This window comes from Pseudomonas sp. B19125 (assembly GCF_044218855.1).
Taxonomy (GTDB): Bacteria; Pseudomonadota; Gammaproteobacteria; order Pseudomonadales; family Pseudomonadaceae; genus Aquipseudomonas; species Aquipseudomonas edaphica.
This window is the reverse complement of record NZ_CP162589.1, coordinates 5116937-5132600: the sequence shown is the minus strand read 5'-3', so window position 1 is coordinate 5132600 and position 15664 is coordinate 5116937. Positions and strand designations below refer to the sequence as shown.

General features: G+C 59.6%; 13 protein-coding genes. 11 read left to right on the top strand and 2 right to left on the bottom strand.

The annotated features are described in order from the left end of the window. Positions 1–67: 67 nt before the first annotated feature. The 11 genes from mtnA to AB4P96_RS23200 all read left to right on the top strand — a co-directional run bounded on the left by mtnA (position 68) and on the right by AB4P96_RS23200 (position 13631). Positions 68–1138, top strand: coding sequence for an S-methyl-5-thioribose-1-phosphate isomerase (mtnA, locus tag AB4P96_RS23250; RefSeq protein ID WP_177032536.1), 1071 nt, complete (start codon positions 68–70; stop codon positions 1136–1138). A gap of 423 nt (positions 1139–1561) precedes the next feature. Continuing rightward, positions 1562–4225, top strand: a complete 2664-nt coding sequence (gene gyrA / locus AB4P96_RS23245; RefSeq protein WP_017136106.1) for a DNA gyrase subunit A — start codon at positions 1562–1564, stop codon at positions 4223–4225. A gap of 245 nt (positions 4226–4470) precedes the next feature. After that, the gene (gene serC, locus AB4P96_RS23240; RefSeq protein ID WP_065939348.1) at positions 4471–5556 is read left to right on the top strand and encodes a 3-phosphoserine/phosphohydroxythreonine transaminase; all 1086 of its coding nucleotides are present in this window, start codon (positions 4471–4473) and stop codon (positions 5554–5556) included. Next, positions 5556–6650, top strand: coding sequence for a prephenate dehydratase (gene pheA / locus AB4P96_RS23235; RefSeq protein WP_003172650.1), 1095 nt, complete (start codon positions 5556–5558; stop codon positions 6648–6650). The genes serC and pheA overlap by 1 nt, the downstream gene beginning before the upstream one ends. A gap of 9 nt (positions 6651–6659) precedes the next feature. Then, positions 6660–7772 carry a histidinol-phosphate transaminase gene (gene hisC, locus AB4P96_RS23230; protein WP_395600127.1) on the top strand — a complete coding sequence of 371 codons (1113 nt, stop codon included), beginning with the start codon at positions 6660–6662 and terminating at the stop codon, positions 7770–7772. Positions 7773–7800: 28 nt separating this feature from the next. Continuing rightward, complete coding sequence (locus AB4P96_RS23225) at positions 7801–10011, top strand: bifunctional prephenate dehydrogenase/3-phosphoshikimate 1-carboxyvinyltransferase (protein ID WP_395600998.1); 2211 nt, start codon at positions 7801–7803, stop codon at positions 10009–10011. Then, on the top strand, positions 10008–10697 hold the full coding sequence (gene cmk / locus AB4P96_RS23220) for a (d)CMP kinase (RefSeq protein ID WP_003172653.1): 690 nt from the start codon (positions 10008–10010) through the stop codon (positions 10695–10697). The genes AB4P96_RS23225 and cmk overlap by 4 nt, the downstream gene beginning before the upstream one ends. A gap of 120 nt (positions 10698–10817) precedes the next feature. Then, a complete protein-coding gene (gene rpsA, locus AB4P96_RS23215) occupies positions 10818–12512 on the top strand; it encodes a 30S ribosomal protein S1 (RefSeq protein ID WP_017136102.1) in 1695 nt (564 codons plus the stop codon). A gap of 161 nt (positions 12513–12673) precedes the next feature. Further along, positions 12674–12958, top strand: a complete 285-nt coding sequence (locus tag AB4P96_RS23210) for a hypothetical protein (RefSeq protein WP_017136101.1) — start codon at positions 12674–12676, stop codon at positions 12956–12958. 132 nt (positions 12959–13090) lie between these two features. Further along, on the top strand, positions 13091–13384 hold the full coding sequence (gene ihfB / locus AB4P96_RS23205; RefSeq protein ID WP_003172657.1) for an integration host factor subunit beta: 294 nt from the start codon (positions 13091–13093) through the stop codon (positions 13382–13384). 19 nt (positions 13385–13403) lie between these two features. After that, positions 13404–13631: a LapA family protein gene (locus AB4P96_RS23200; RefSeq protein WP_169985671.1), complete on the top strand. Its 228-nt coding sequence runs from the start codon at positions 13404–13406 to the stop codon at positions 13629–13631. 60 nt (positions 13632–13691) lie between these two features. Here the strand turns inward: AB4P96_RS23200 and AB4P96_RS23195 are convergent, their stop codons facing one another. Continuing rightward, positions 13692–14708 (bottom strand): glycosyltransferase family 4 protein, encoded by a 1017-nt coding sequence (locus AB4P96_RS23195; RefSeq protein WP_017136099.1) that lies wholly within the window; start codon positions 14706–14708, stop codon positions 13692–13694. Beyond that, positions 14705–15664 carry an SDR family oxidoreductase gene (locus AB4P96_RS23190; protein WP_138449026.1) on the bottom strand — a complete coding sequence of 320 codons (960 nt, stop codon included), beginning with the start codon at positions 15662–15664 and terminating at the stop codon, positions 14705–14707. The genes AB4P96_RS23195 and AB4P96_RS23190 overlap by 4 nt, the downstream gene beginning before the upstream one ends.

Below are 15664 nucleotides of genomic sequence, written 5' to 3'. Positions count from 1 at the left end.
TACCCGAGCGTCCTGGCTGGCGGATCGCTATAATCGGCGGCTTTTGTTCATGAGTGCGGGGTAAGGGATGCGCGACCGACTGTTAGCTGCAGAGAAAGTGAAGGCCATCGATTGGCGTGATGGCGCACTGCACCTGCTCGATCAGCGTGCCTTGCCCTCGCGGGAAACCTGGGTGGCCTGCACTTCGGCGGCTGAAGTCGCCCAAGCCATTCGCAGCATGACTGTGCGTGGCGCGCCGGCTATCGGCATCAGTGCTGCCTACGGCCTGGTGCTGGCCGCCCGCGAGCGGATCGCCGAAGGCGGTGACTGGCAGGCGGCATGGGAAGAAGACTACGCATTGCTGGCCGATAGCCGTCCGACCGCCGCTAACCTGTTCTGGGCCTTGAAGCGCATGCGTGACCGCCTGGATCGGGTCAAAAAACACGCCGACCCGCTGGCGGTGCTGGAAGCCGAAGCCATTGCGATCCATGAAAGCGACCGCGAAGCCAATCTGGTCATGGCCCAATTGGGCCTCGAACGGATTCGCAAGCACCAGGGCAACGCCCAGGCGATCCTCACTCATGGCAATGCGGGCGCCCTGGCCACTGGCGGCGTGGGCACGGCCCTTGGGGTAATCCGCGCAGCGTTCCTCGAGGGTTTGGTCGAACATGTCTATGTCAACGAAACCCGCCCGTGGCTGCAAGGTTCGCGGCTGACGGCCTGGGAGTTGGCGGGCGAGGGTATCCCGGCCACGGTCAATGCCGACTCGGCGGGGGCGCATATCCTCAAGACCAAGGGCGTGACCTGGGTCGTGGTCGGCGCCGACTGCATTGCGGCCAATGGTGATGTGATCGGCCCGATCGGCACTTATCAATTGGCGGTGTGTGCCATGCACCACGGCGTGCGTTTTATGGTGGTGGCGCCCAGTTCGACGCTCGATTTGATGATGGCCACCGGTGATGATGTCAGCCTGGAAGAGCGTGATGCCGCGGAGTTGCTTGAGGTGGGCGGGCAGCGGTTGGAGGTTGCGGCGTTTAATCCGGTCTTCGACGTGACGCCGGCGGACCTGATTGATGTGATCGTGACCGAAAAAGGCATTGTCGAACGGCCTGATACTGCCAAGCTGGCCAAGTTGATGTGCCGTAAGCGCCTGCATTGAGGGCTTTGGTGGCTGTTGGATCGCTATCGGAGGCAAGCCAGCTCCCACACTTACGGTGCTCGCAGGCCAACATGTGGGAGCGGGCTTGCCCGCGATTGGCCCTGTAAGTCAATAAAACCCTTGGATCCAGCCTCAAAAAACAGCACCCACCCCGCTCTGAGCCTCTCTCGTCCCTCTCAAGCCTGTCATCCGTCAAATTACTAGCCTCCATGCGCATCAGGGGGATAGGTGCGTGGCGGCGATTGTGATAACATCCGGCGGTTTCCAGGGCCGCCCCGAGGGGTTGCCCATAACGTGCAGATCCGTGTCATAACTCGTTGATTTGTCGTAAGTCGTTGTCAGGCACTCTGCCAGCAACGGCGAGCTTCGTTCGTCCCATATGGATGTGACGAGGTTTCACCCGAAAAAGGAATCAGGCTTCTCATGGGCGAACTGGCCAAAGAAATCCTCCCGGTCAATATCGAAGACGAGCTGAAACAGTCCTACCTCGACTACGCAATGAGCGTAATTGTCGGTCGGGCACTGCCTGATGCGCGCGATGGCTTGAAGCCCGTGCACCGGCGTGTGCTGTTCGCGATGAGCGAGCTGGGTAACGACTGGAACAAGCCGTACAAGAAATCTGCCCGTGTTGTCGGTGACGTGATCGGTAAGTATCACCCTCACGGCGACACTGCGGTGTACGACACCATCGTTCGGATGGCCCAGCCGTTTTCCCTGCGCTACCTGCTGGTAGACGGCCAGGGCAACTTCGGTTCGGTCGACGGCGACAACGCTGCGGCCATGCGATACACCGAAGTGCGCATGACCAAGCTGGCGCACGAGCTGCTGGCTGACCTGCATAAAGAAACCGTGGACTGGGTGCCGAACTACGACGGCACCGAAATGATCCCGGCTGTCATGCCAACCCGTATTCCCAACCTGCTGGTCAACGGTTCCAGCGGTATTGCCGTGGGCATGGCCACCAACATCCCGCCGCACAACCTCGGTGAAGTCATCGACGGTTGCCTGGCCCTCATAGACAACCCTGAGCTGACCGTCGATGAGCTGATGCAATACATCCCCGGTCCGGACTTCCCGACTGCCGCGATCATCAACGGCCGTGCCGGCATCATCGAAGCCTATCGTACCGGCCGTGGCCGCATTTATATGCGCGCCCGCTCGATGATCGAAGACATCGACAAGGTCGGTGGCCGCCAGCAGATCGTTATCACCGAACTGCCTTACCAGCTGAACAAGGCGCGTTTGATCGAGAAGATCGCCGAGCTGGTTAAAGAGAAGAAGCTCGAAGGCATCACCGAACTGCGCGACGAGTCTGACAAAGACGGTATGCGCGTGGTGATCGAGCTGCGTCGTGGCGAAGTGCCTGAGGTGATCCTCAACAACCTCTACGCCCAGACCCAGCTGCAAAGCGTGTTTGGTATCAACGTAGTGGCCCTGATCGACGGCCGCCCGCGCATCCTGAACCTCAAGGATCTGCTCGAAGCCTTCGTACGTCACCGCCGCGAAGTGGTCACCCGCCGCACCGTGTTCGAACTGCGCAAGGCCCGCGAGCGCGGCCACATCCTGGAAGGCCAGGCGGTAGCGCTGTCGAACATCGACCCGGTGATCGCGCTGATCAAGGCTTCGCCGACGCCGTCGGAAGCCAAGGAAGCGCTGATCAAGATGCCGTGGGAATCCAGCGCCGTCGTGGCGATGGTTGAACGTGCCGGTGCCGATTCGTGCCGTCCGGAAACCCTGGACCCGCAATACGGCCTGCGCGACGGCAAGTACTTCCTGTCGCCGGAACAGGCCCAGGCCATTCTGGAACTGCGTTTGCACCGTCTGACCGGCCTGGAGCACGAGAAACTGCTGGCCGAGTACCAGGAGATTCTCAACCAGATCGGCGAGCTGATCCGCATCCTCAACAGCGCTGTGCGCCTGATGGAAGTGATCCGCGAAGAACTGGAAGTGATCCGTGCCGAATACGGCGACGTGCGCCGCACCGAAATCCTCGATGCGCGCCTCGACCTGACCCTGGGTGACATGATCCCGGAAGAAGAACGTGTGGTGACCATTTCCCACGGTGGCTACGCCAAGACCCAGCCATTGGCTGCGTACCAGGCTCAGCGTCGTGGCGGTAAAGGTAAATCGGCTACCGGCGTGAAGGATGAGGACTACATCGCTCACCTGCTGGTTGCCAACAGCCACACCACGCTGTTGCTGTTCTCCAGCAAAGGCAAGGTGTACTGGCTCAAGACCTACGAAATCCCGGAAGCCTCCCGCGCTGCCCGTGGTCGTCCGTTGGTCAACCTGCTGCCGCTGGACAGTGATGAATACATCACCACCATGCTGCCGGTTGAGGAATACACCGAAGGTCACTTCATCTTCATGGCCACCGCCAAAGGCACCGTGAAGAAGACTCCGCTGGAATCCTTCAGCCGCCAGCGCAGCGTGGGCCTGATCGCCCTGGAGCTGGACGAAGGCGACGTATTGATCTCTGCGGCCATCACCGATGGCGAGCGTGAAGTCATGCTGTTCTCCGATGGCGGCAAAGTGACACGCTTCAAGGAATCCGACGTTCGCGCCATGGGCCGTACCGCTCGCGGTGTGCGCGGTATGCGTCTGCCGGAAGGGCAGAAGCTGATTTCGATGCTGATCCCGGAAGAAGGCAGCCAGATCCTCACCGCTTCGGCGCGTGGTTATGGCAAGCGGACCGCCATCAGCGAGTTCCCGGAGTACAAGCGTGGCGGCCAGGGCGTAATCGCCATGGTCAGCAACGACCGCAACGGCCGTCTGGTTGGCGCGGTGCAGGTGCTTGATGGTGAGGAGATCATGCTGATTTCTGACCAGGGCACTCTGGTGCGTACCCGTGTGGCTGAAGTGTCGAGCCTGGGCCGTAACACCCAGGGCGTGACGCTGATCAAGCTGGCCAGCGATGAAACACTGGTGGGCCTGGAGCGCGTCCAGGAGCCATCGGAAGTCGAAGGCGAAGAGCTGGAAGGCGAAGACGGTGCGGTATTCGATGGCGAGGTGATCGCAACCGGCGATGACAACGTCGACGAGCCAACCCTCGATGCTGCCGCAGACGAAGAAGAACCGCAGGAATAAGCGGACACACAGGGGGGCGGATGAAGATTCGCCCCCTTGTTGTTTGTCCCCTTTGAAACACATGTCCTTGGTCTGGCTTCGATCCCTGTGGGAGCTGGCTTGCCTGCGATAGCATCACCGCGGTATCACTGCAACTACCGAGGTGCCTGTATCGCAGGCAAGCCAGCTCCCACAAGGGCTCGCTCCAGCGCAAGGCCGTTGCCGAACATGATTGCAGCCCCAACCAGATCAGAGTGAGATTGGATGTGAGCAAGAGAGCCTATAACTTCTGTGCCGGTCCCGCGGCGCTTCCTGAAGCAGTCCTGCAGCGTGCGCAGGGTGAACTCCTCGACTGGCATGGAAAAGGCCTCTCCGTGATGGAAATGAGCCATCGCAGCGATGAGTTTGTGTCCATCGCCACCAAGGCCGAGCAGGATCTGCGCGACTTGCTGGACATCCCTTCCAACTACAAAGTGCTGTTCCTGCAAGGCGGCGCGAGCCAGCAGTTCGCGCAAATCCCATTGAACCTGTTGCCGGAAGACGGCACTGCCGACTATATCGACACGGGTATTTGGGGTCAGAAGGCGATTGAAGAGGCCTCGCGCTACGGTCACGTCAACGTGGCGGGTACCGCCAAGCCGTACGATTACTTCGCCATTCCGGGTCAGAACGAGTGGAAGCTGTCCAAAGACGCGGCCTACGTACACTACGTCGCCAACGAAACCATCGGCGGCCTGGAGTTTGACTGGGTGCCGGAAGTGGGTGACGTGCCGTTGGTGTGCGACATGTCTTCGGACATCCTCTCGCGCCCGATCGATGTGTCCAGGTACGGCATGATCTACGCTGGTGCGCAGAAGAACATCGGCCCGAGCGGCATCCTGGTCAACATCGTCCGCGAAGACCTGCTGGGTCGCGCGCGTTCGCTGTGCCCGACAATGCTCAACTACAAGGTCGCGGCCGATAATGGCTCGATGTACAACACGCCGCCGGCGTTCGCCTGGTACCTGTCGGGCCTGGTGTTTGAATGGCTGAAAGAGCAGGGCGGTGTTGCCGCCATGGGCAAGCTCAACGAAGAGAAGAAGCGCACCCTGTACGACTTCATCGACGCCAGTGGCCTGTACAGCAACCCGATCAACCTCACCGACCGCTCGTGGATGAACGTGCCGTTCCGTCTGGCCGATGATCGCCTGGACAAGCCATTCCTGGCCGGTGCCGACGCACGTGGCCTGCTGAACCTCAAGGGCCACCGTTCGGTCGGTGGCATGCGCGCCTCCATCTACAACGCTGTCGACATCCACGCGATCAACGCGCTGGTTGCCTACATGGCAGAGTTCGAAAAGGAACACGGCTAATGTCTGAGCAAGAACTCAAGGCCCTGCGTGTACGCATCGACAGCCTGGACGAGAAAGTCCTGGAGCTGATCAGTGAGCGTGCGCGCTGCGCCCAGGAAGTCGCCCGCGTGAAAATGGCGTCCCTGGCTGAAGGCGAAGTGCCGGTGTTCTACCGGCCTGAGCGCGAAGCCCAGGTGCTCAAGCGCGTGATGGAGCGCAACAAAGGCCCGTTGGGCAACGAAGAGATGGCGCGGTTGTTCCGTGAAATCATGTCGTCGTGCCTGGCGCTGGAGCAGCCACTTAAGGTGGCGTACCTCGGCCCGGAAGGCACCTTCACCCAGGCAGCGGCCATGAAGCATTTTGGCCACGCGGTGATCAGCAAACCGATGGCGGCCATCGATGAAGTGTTCCGCGAAGTGGCGGCCGGTGCGGTGAATTTTGGCGTGGTGCCGGTGGAAAACTCCACCGAAGGCGCGGTCAACCACACGCTGGACAGCTTCCTTGAGCACGACATGGTGATCTGCGGTGAAGTCGAACTGCGTATCCACCACCACCTGCTGGTGGGCGAGAACACCAAGACCGACAGCATCAGCCGTATCTACTCCCACGCCCAATCGCTGGCCCAGTGCCGCAAGTGGCTGGACGCGCATTACCCGAATGTCGAGCGCGTGGCGGTGTCCAGCAACGCCGAAGCGGCCAAGCGGGTCAAGGGTGAGTGGAATTCGGCGGCCATCGCCGGTGACATGGCTGCGGGCCTGTATGGCCTGACGCGCCTGGCCGAAAAAATCGAAGACCGCCCGGATAACTCCACGCGCTTCTTGATGATCGGCAGCCAGGAAGTGCCGCCGACCGGCGACGACAAAACCTCGATCATCGTCTCCATGAGCAACAAGCCCGGCGCACTGCATGAGCTGCTGGTGCCGTTCCACGATAACGGGATTGACCTGACGCGAATCGAAACTCGCCCTTCGCGCAGCGGTAAATGGACGTATGTGTTCTTTATCGACTTCATCGGCCACCACCGCGACCCGCTGGTCAAAGGGGTGCTGGAGAAAATCAGTCAAGAAGCCGTGGCACTCAAGGTGCTGGGCTCTTACCCGAAAGCGGTTTTGTGAGGCTTTAACATGAGTGGCAACTTCCTCGCCCTGGCTCAGCCGGGCGTGCAACAACTGTCGCCTTACGTTCCAGGCAAGCCTGTGGACGAGCTGGCGCGTGAGTTGAACTTGGACCCGTCGAAGATCGTAAAGCTGGCCAGTAACGAAAACCCGCTGGGCCCAAGCCCAAAAGTATTGGCGGCGATTCGTGAGGAACTGACTGAGCTGACCCGCTACCCGGACGGTAATGGCTTCGCCCTCAAGTCGCTGCTGGCCGAGAACTGCCGCGTCGAACCGAACCAGGTAACCCTGGGCAACGGTTCCAACGACATTCTTGAGCTGGTCGGCCGTGCGTACCTGGCGCCAGGCCTGAATGCGGTGTTCAGCGAGCACGCGTTCGCCGTCTACCCGATCGTGACCCAGGCTGTGGGGGCTGACGCCCGCGTCATTCCTGCCAAGGATTGGGGCCATGACCTGCCGGCCATGCTGGCGGCCATCGACGCGCAAACCCGCGTGGTGTTTATCGCCAACCCGAACAACCCGACCGGCACCTGGTTCGACGCCCAGGCGCTGAACGACTTCCTGCAGGACGTGCCCGAGCACGTGCTGGTGGTGCTGGACGAAGCCTACATCGAGTACGCCGAAGGCAGCGACCTGCCGGACGGCCTGGACTTCCTGGCGGCTTACCCGGCCCTGCTGGTGTCGCGCACCTTCTCCAAGGCCTACGGCCTGGCATCGCTGCGCGTGGGTTACGGCTTGTCCACCGCGGTGGTTGCCGATGTGCTCAACCGTGTGCGCCAGCCGTTCAACGTCAACAGCCTGGCGTTGGCGGCGGCGTGTGCGGCGGTCAAGGATGCCGAGTACCTCGAAGAAGGCCGTCGCATCAACGAAAGCGGCATGCTGCAGCTGCAGGAAGGTTTCCGTGAGCTGGGCCTGGGCTGGATTCCTTCCAAGGGCAACTTCATTTGTGTGGACCTCGGCCAAGTCGCCTCGCCGGTGTTCCAGGGCCTGCTGCGCGAAGGCGTGATCGTGCGCCCGGTGGCCAACTACGGCATGCCGAACCACCTGCGTATCACCATTGGCTTGCCGGCCGAAAACAGTCGCTTCCTGGAGGCGTTGGCCAAGGTTCTGGCTCGTGGTTGATGTCACTGCATTGCAACCTGCTGTGCCTATGATCGGTCGCCTGGTGGTGGTCGGCCTGGGGTTGATCGGTGGCTCCTTCGCCAAGGGCCTGCGTGAAAGCGGGCTGTGTGGCGAGGTGGTCGGTGTGGACCTGGACCCGCAATCGCGCAAGCTGGCGGTGGAGCTGGGCGTGGTGGACCGCTGTGAGGCAGACCTGGCGCTGGCGTGCCAGGGCGCGGATGTGATCCAGCTCGCCGTGCCGATTCTGGCGATGGAGAAGTTGCTGGCCTTGCTGGCCGGCATGGACCTTGGGCAGGCGATCCTCACGGACGTCGGCAGTGCCAAAGGCAATGTGGTACGCGCCGCCAAACTCGCGTTTGGCGGCATGCCGGCGCGTTTTGTGCCGGGCCATCCCATTGCCGGTTCCGAGCAGAGCGGCGTCGAGGCGTCCAATGCGCAGTTGTTCCGTCGCCATAAGGTGATTCTGACCCCGCTTGAGCAGACCGATCCGGCGGCCTTGGCGGTGGTGGATCGTCTGTGGCGCGAGTTGGGCGCGGATGTCGAGCACATGCAGGTCGAGCGCCACGACGAAGTGTTGGCGGCGACCAGCCATTTGCCGCACTTGCTGGCCTTTGGCTTGGTGGATTCTCTGGCCAAGCGCAACGAAAACCTTGAGATTTTCCGTTACGCCGCCGGTGGTTTTCGCGATTTCACGCGGATTGCCGGCAGTGACCCGGTGATGTGGCACGACATCTTCCTCGCCAATCGTGAAGCTGTGTTGCGCACCCTGGACACCTTCCGCAGTGACCTCGACGCCTTGCGCGATGCGGTTGATGCGGGTGATGGCCATCAATTATTGGGCGTGTTCACCCGTGCGCGGGTTGCGCGTGAGCATTTCAGCAAGATCCTGGCGCGCCGGGCCTACATGGAAACCGCTGTGAACGCCAATGAGCAGACCTTTCTCGCCAACCCGGGCGGCCGCTTGAGCGGGCAGATCCGGGTGCCGGGCGACAAGTCGATCTCCCATCGCTCGATCATGCTGGGCTCATTGGCCGACGGCGTGACCGAAGTCGAAGGTTTCCTCGAAGGCGAAGATGCCCTGGCAACCCTGCAGGCGTTTCGTGACATGGGCGTTGTGATTGAAGGGCCGCACCACGGGCGCGTGACGATTCATGGTGTGGGGTTGCACGGTTTGCAGCCGGCGCCGGGGCCGATCTACCTGGGTAACTCCGGTACGTCGATGCGTTTGCTGTCCGGGTTGCTCGCGGCGCAGCGCTTTGACAGTGTGTTGACCGGTGATGCATCGCTGTCCAAACGCCCGATGAACCGCGTGGCCAAGCCACTGCGGGAAATGGGCGCAGTGATCGAGACCGGGCCGGACGGGCATCCGCCGTTGACAATTCGCGGTGGCCAGGCGCTCAAAGGCCTGGACTATTCGATGCCGATGGCCAGTGCGCAGGTGAAGTCCTGCCTGTTGCTGGCCGGGTTGTATGCCGAGGGCAAGACCTCGGTGACCGAGCCTGCGCCGACCCGTGATCATACCGAGCGGATGTTGCGTGGGTTTGGTTATCCGGTTGCCGTGGCGGGGGCTACGGCGTCTGTCGAGTCGGGCCATGCATTGAAGGCTACACATATAGAAGTGCCGGGGGATATTTCCTCTTCGGCGTTCTTTCTGGTGGCGGCTTCGATTGCTGAAGGCTCCGAGTTGCTGTTGGGGCACGTTGGCGTCAACCCGACGCGCACTGGCGTGATCGATATCCTGCGGCTGATGGGCGCGGATATCACCCTGGAAAACCCGCGTGAAGTGGGCGGTGAGCCAGTTGCCGACCTGCGCGTGCGCGCCGCTGAGTTAAAAGGCATCGAGATTCCCGAGGCCCTGGTGCCGCTGGCGATCGACGAGTTCCCGGTGTTGTTCGTGGCGGCGGCCTGCGCCAAAGGGCGCACCGTGCTGCGTGGCGCCGAAGAACTGCGGGTCAAGGAGTCCGACCGCATCCAGGTCATGGCCGATGGTCTGTTGGCCCTTGGCGTGAAGTGTGAACCGACACCTGATGGGATTATCATTGACGGTGGCCCGATGGGCGGTGGCGAAGTGCAATCCCATGGTGATCACCGCATCGCCATGGCGTTCAGCGTGGCCTCCCTACGGGCGGCCGCGCCGATTCGTATCCGTGACTGCGCCAATGTTGCTACGTCTTTTCCGAATTTTCTTACACTGTGTGCCCACGTCGGCATCCGTGTTGCCCAAGAGGCTCAATTGTGAATATCAAAGCACCGGTGATTACCATCGACGGGCCAAGCGGCTCGGGCAAAGGCACGATCGCCGGCATTCTGGCCAAGCGCCTGGGCTGGTGCCTGCTGGATTCCGGCGCGCTTTACCGCCTGCTGGCCTTTGCCGCACGCAACCATGGCGTCGACCTGACCAACGAAGAATCCCTGAAGCTGCTGGCGGCGCACCTTGATGTGCAGTTCGTCGGCGCGACGGAAGGTCATCCGCAGCGCATCATCCTTGAGGGTGATGACGTGACAGATGACCTGCGCAACGAACAAGTCGGCTCCTGGGCCTCCCAGGTTGCCGCTCTGCCGGCCGTGCGTGACGCATTGCTGCAGCGCCAGCGGGCGTTTCAGGAGCCGCCGGGCCTGGTCGCTGATGGCCGTGACATGGGTACCGTGGTGTTTCCCGAGGCGCCGCTGAAGATTTTCCTGACCGCCAGCGCCGAGGAGCGTGCTCGCCGCCGTTACTTGCAGTTGAAGGGCAAAGTCGATGGTGTTAGTCTGTCGAGTCTGCTAGATGAGATCCGTGCACGCGATGAGCGTGATACCCAGCGTGCGGTAGCCCCGCTAAAGCCGGCGGCTGACGCCATACAGCTGGATTCCACGGAGTTGTCCATCGAGCAGGTGCTGGAACGCATCTTGAGTGAAATCGCCATTCGCGATATCGCCGGGTGATCAAGAAGGCCGCAGGGGACCAGTCATAGTCCTGCGGTGGCTTCTTTTAACTGAAACTGACCCACACCGTCTGGGGTGTGGAGATGGGCGTATTCTTCGCCCTTATCAACAGGAATTAAAATGAGCGAAAGCTTTGCGGAACTCTTTGAAGAAAGCCTAAAAACCCTGAACCTTCAGGCAGGCTCCATCATCACCGGTGTTATCGTTGATATCGATTACCAAGCTCGCTGGGTAACCGTTCACGCTGGTCTGAAGTCTGAAGCTCTGATCCCGCTGGAACAGTTCTACAACGATGCTGGCGATCTGACTATCAATGTCGGTGACGAAGTTCACGTTGCTCTGGACTCGGTTGAAGACGGTTTCGGTGAAACCAAGCTGTCCCGTGAAAAAGCCAAGCGCGCTGAATGCTGGATTGTTCTCGAAGCAGCCTTCGCAGCTGAAGAAGTGGTCAAGGGCGTTATCAACGGTAAGGTTAAAGGCGGCTTCACTGTCGACGTTAACGGCATCCGTGCGTTCCTGCCAGGTTCTTTGGTCGACGTTCGTCCTGTGCGCGACACCACGCACCTGGAAGGCAAAGAACTCGAATTCAAGGTCATCAAACTCGACCAGAAGCGCAACAACGTTGTCGTTTCCCGTCGCAGCGTCCTGGAAGCAGAGAACTCCGCCGAGCGTGAAGCTCTGCTGGAATCCCTGCAGGAAGGCCAACAAGTCAAAGGTATCGTCAAGAACCTCACCGATTACGGCGCATTCGTCGATCTGGGTGGCGTCGATGGCCTGCTGCACATTACCGACATGGCTTGGAAGCGTATCAAGCATCCTTCCGAAATCGTCAACGTTGGCGACGAGATCGATGTCAAGGTTCTGAAGTACGATCGTGAGCGTAACCGCGTTTCCCTGGGCTTGAAGCAGCTGGGCGAAGATCCATGGGTTGCTATCAAAGCTCGTTACCCAGAAAGCACTCGCGTAACCGCGCGTGTTACCAACCTGACCGACTACGGCTGCTTCGCAGAGCTGGAAGAGGGCGTGGAAGGCCTGGTACACGTTTCCGAAATGGACTGGACCAACAAGAACATCCACCCTTCGAAAGTCGTACAAGTCGGCGACGAAGTGGAAGTTATGGTTCTGGACATCGACGAAGAGCGTCGTCGTATCTCCCTGGGCATCAAGCAGTGCAAATCTAACCCATGGGAAGATTTCTCTGGCCAGTTCAACAAGGGCGATAAAATCTCCGGCACCATCAAGTCGATCACCGATTTCGGTATCTTCATTGGTCTGGACGGCGGCATCGACGGCCTGGTTCACCTGTCCGACATCTCCTGGAACGAAGTGGGCGAAGAAGCTGTTCGTCGTTTCAAGAAGGGCGACGAGCTGGACACCGTTATCCTGTCGGTTGACCCAGAGCGCGAGCGCATCTCCCTGGGTATCAAGCAACTGGAAAGCGATCCGTTCTCCGAGTACGTTCAAGAGAACGACAAAGGCGCAATCGTTAAAGGCACTGTGAAAGAAGTTGACGCCAAAGGCGCCATCATCGTTCTGGCCGACGATATCGAAGCGACTCTGAAAGCCTCCGAAATCAGCCGTGACCGCGTTGAAGACGCGCGCAACGTTCTGAAAGAAGGCCAGGAAGTAGAAGCCAAGATCATCAGCGTTGACCGCAAGAGCCGCGTGATCCAACTCTCCATCAAGTCCAAGGACGAGATCGAAGAGAAAGAAGCAATCCAGAGCCTGCGCGACAAGCCAGCTACCTCTGACATCGCTTCGGGTCCGACCACTCTGGGCGACCTGCTGCGTGCACAAATGGAAAAGCAGAACTAAGTTCTGTCAGACCATAGAAAAAGGGCGACTTCGGTCGCCCTTTTTTGTGCCTGAAATTCGTTGAATCAACAAGTTAGAACCAAGGCGTGCAGCCCAGTGTCAGAGCTGACTATAGTTCTTAACAAATGCTCCGCTGTGTTGTTGTTTCAATAAGGATTTGAATGAACAGGCTTATCGTTTTATTTGCAGTGGTGCTGCTGGCAGGCTGCACTGCCACCAGTGCCAAAACCCACGCCAAGCGCGGCGTCAGCGGCATTGAGATCGACTGCTCGGGCCTTGGCAGCAACTGGGACAAGTGTGAGAAGCGCGCTGCCCGGGAGTGCAAGATGCAGGGCTACAAGGTCATCACCCGATCCAGTGACGCCAAGGACGAGGAGGGTGACTATCTGTTCGGCTGGAACCCTGCCGGCGCTGTCACTCGTACCATGTTGGTGATCTGTAATTGAGGGGGTCAAGCATGTGTTCCGGGTATCCGTTTATGCTGCAGATAAGTTGGCAGGTGGGCTGTTCAAATTCACCAAGTCATGCTAAAACCTTCGAAGCGCTTTTCCTAGCTGCTTGAAAAAGAAGGGAAAAATATGACGAAGTCGGAGTTGATCGAACGAATTGTCACCCATCAAGGGCTGCTTTCATCCAAGGATGTAGAGCTGGCTATCAAGACTATGCTTGAACAGATGTCCCAATGCCTGGCTACCGGGGATCGGATTGAGATCCGTGGTTTTGGCAGTTTCTCCCTGCACTACCGTGCACCGCGAGTGGGTCGCAACCCGAAAACCGGGCAATCCGTCAGCCTTGACGGTAAGTTTGTGCCTCACTTCAAGCCGGGCAAGGAATTGCGCGATCGAGTTAATGAGGATGAAGACGAGGTTTGATACTCGTGAGGGAGTGGGCATGAGTAGATTGACGCGTGTTATTGCAATGCTGGTAGTGTTGGTGCTGCTGCTGTGCATCGTGGCATTTGTGCTGGAAAATCAACAGTCGGTTTCTCTGCAGTTTCTGAGTTGGGCAGCCCCGCAGTTACCAATTTCTGTTTTCGTAGTGCTCGCTTTATTGGTCGGAATGCTTGTTGGCCCACTGATGGCGTGGGTTGCCAGGGCGCGGCGCAAGACTCGAGTTTGATCCTGGCCACTATTGATGAGTGGAAGGAAGGGGAGGCGATCGCCGCCCCTTTGCACTGGTTCAATTCGGTTCTTTCTCTCCAGCCCTGAACTTTACGGCCAACGCTATCAGCGGCAGATAGGCCACCAGCAGTCCCAGAAAGCCATCCACCGTGCCGTTGCCCACGAGCAGCGCCATAGGTAACAGCCATCCAATGTTGATTGCCGCTACCACCAGGGTAACGGGTGCGTGTTTACCGAACTGGCGAGAAGCGAACTGGTAGGCGTGGCTGCGGTGGGCCTCATAGACTTTGTCGCCTCTGAGCAGGCGGCGCAGCAAGGTCCATGTCGCATCAGTGATAAACACACCCAGCAAGATCAGCCAGCTCCACAGTAGCTGCGGCGAGACCCAGGCCGCTTGCAGCGACAGCACCCCCAGCGTGATGCCGAGGAACCCGCTGCCCGCATCGCCCATGAAGATACGGGCTTTTGGGAAGTTCCAATACAGGAAACCAACCACTGCAAACGCCAGTAATAACGGTGTAAACGCGATCAGCTCATGACCTGTTAGCCAATAGAGCAGCGCACTGCCAAGGCATACGCAAATAGCCTCGACGCTGGCGATTCCATCAATTCCATCCATGAAGTTATACAAGTTCAGCAGCCATACCAGGTAGACCGCTGCCAGCATATGGCCGATCCAGCTCAAGTCGACGGCGAATCCCGCCACCACCAGCGGCGGCAGGCCACCGATCCAGAACAGTGCCCATGCCGCGGCTATAAAGTGCCCTAGCAGGCGCCAACGTGCGCTGATATGGCCATGGTCGTCCAAAAAACCCAATACCGCGATGCCGGTCCCGGCGCCGAATAATGCGTACGTGAGTGGCCATGTAATCAGGCCAAGGCTGGCAGTCAGCAATAGCGCTAACAGAAAGCTGACGACGATCGAGACACCACCGCCCCTGGGCGTAGGCACGACGTGCGAGCTGCGCGCATTCGGGATGTCGATCAGGCTTCGAGCCAGAGCGTAATGACGCAAGGCCCCCGTTAAAAGGAGTGCGACAATCGTCACAGCCGGTAACAACCACCACATATTCATTTAGTTTGCCGTTCCAAAAAGTGTTTACCTGTTTTACTCAGTGCCTGGTCAACGCTGCTCGGCGGTGTCCAGCCCAGCAGTTCGCGGGTCTTGCCAATATCGACCTGCAGGGAGCCGCATAGCCTTTGAGCGAGTGCCCGGCGACCCAGCGCAGTGGCGCCGGTTTGCAGCAACCAACTCGGCACAGGTAGCAAGCGTGCGGGCTTGTTCAGAGCCGTTCCCATTCGACGCAAAAGCGCTGTGGTCGAGAGGTCCTCCCCGTCACTGACCAGGAAGGTTTGATTGGCGGCAGCGGGGTGCTCGGTGCACGTCACAATCAAATCAATCAAGTTGTCCAGGGCAACCAGGCTGCGTCGATTGTTCACGGCGCCAAAGGGCAAGGGCAGGCCTTTATGCAACCAGCGCATCATGCTCAGGAAGTTCGCTTGAACGCCGGGTCCGTAGACCAATACGGGACGAATGATCACCACTTCCATGCCAGTTTCAGAAGCCAGTTTTCGCAGGCCTTGCTCTGCTTCCTTTTTGGAGATGCCGTAAGGGTCGGTAGGGGTTGTGGGACCGTCAGCCGTATACGGCGCGCCAGTCGCCGTGCTCTCGCCATTGACCTTGATCGAGCTGATAAATATAAAGCGCTTAACCCCGGCAGCCGCCGCTTGGCGGGCCAGGTTTAAGGTGCCTTCGACATTGATCCGCCGGTATTCGGCAAGTGGATCGGTGGATGCGTCACTCATGACATGGACCCGGGCGGCCAGGTGGATCACCGTTTCTTGGCTCTCGAGCAACAACTGCCAATCCTGATCGTCGGATAGCCCGCCGATAAGGCGCTGGTTGACGCGCGTATCAAGATCGGCCTTGAGCTCGCGTACAGCAGCGGTAATCGAGTGCTGGCGTTTAAGCAGTGGCGCGATTAACCCGCTACCGACAAAGCCACTCGCTCCCGTCAGGAGGATTTGCAT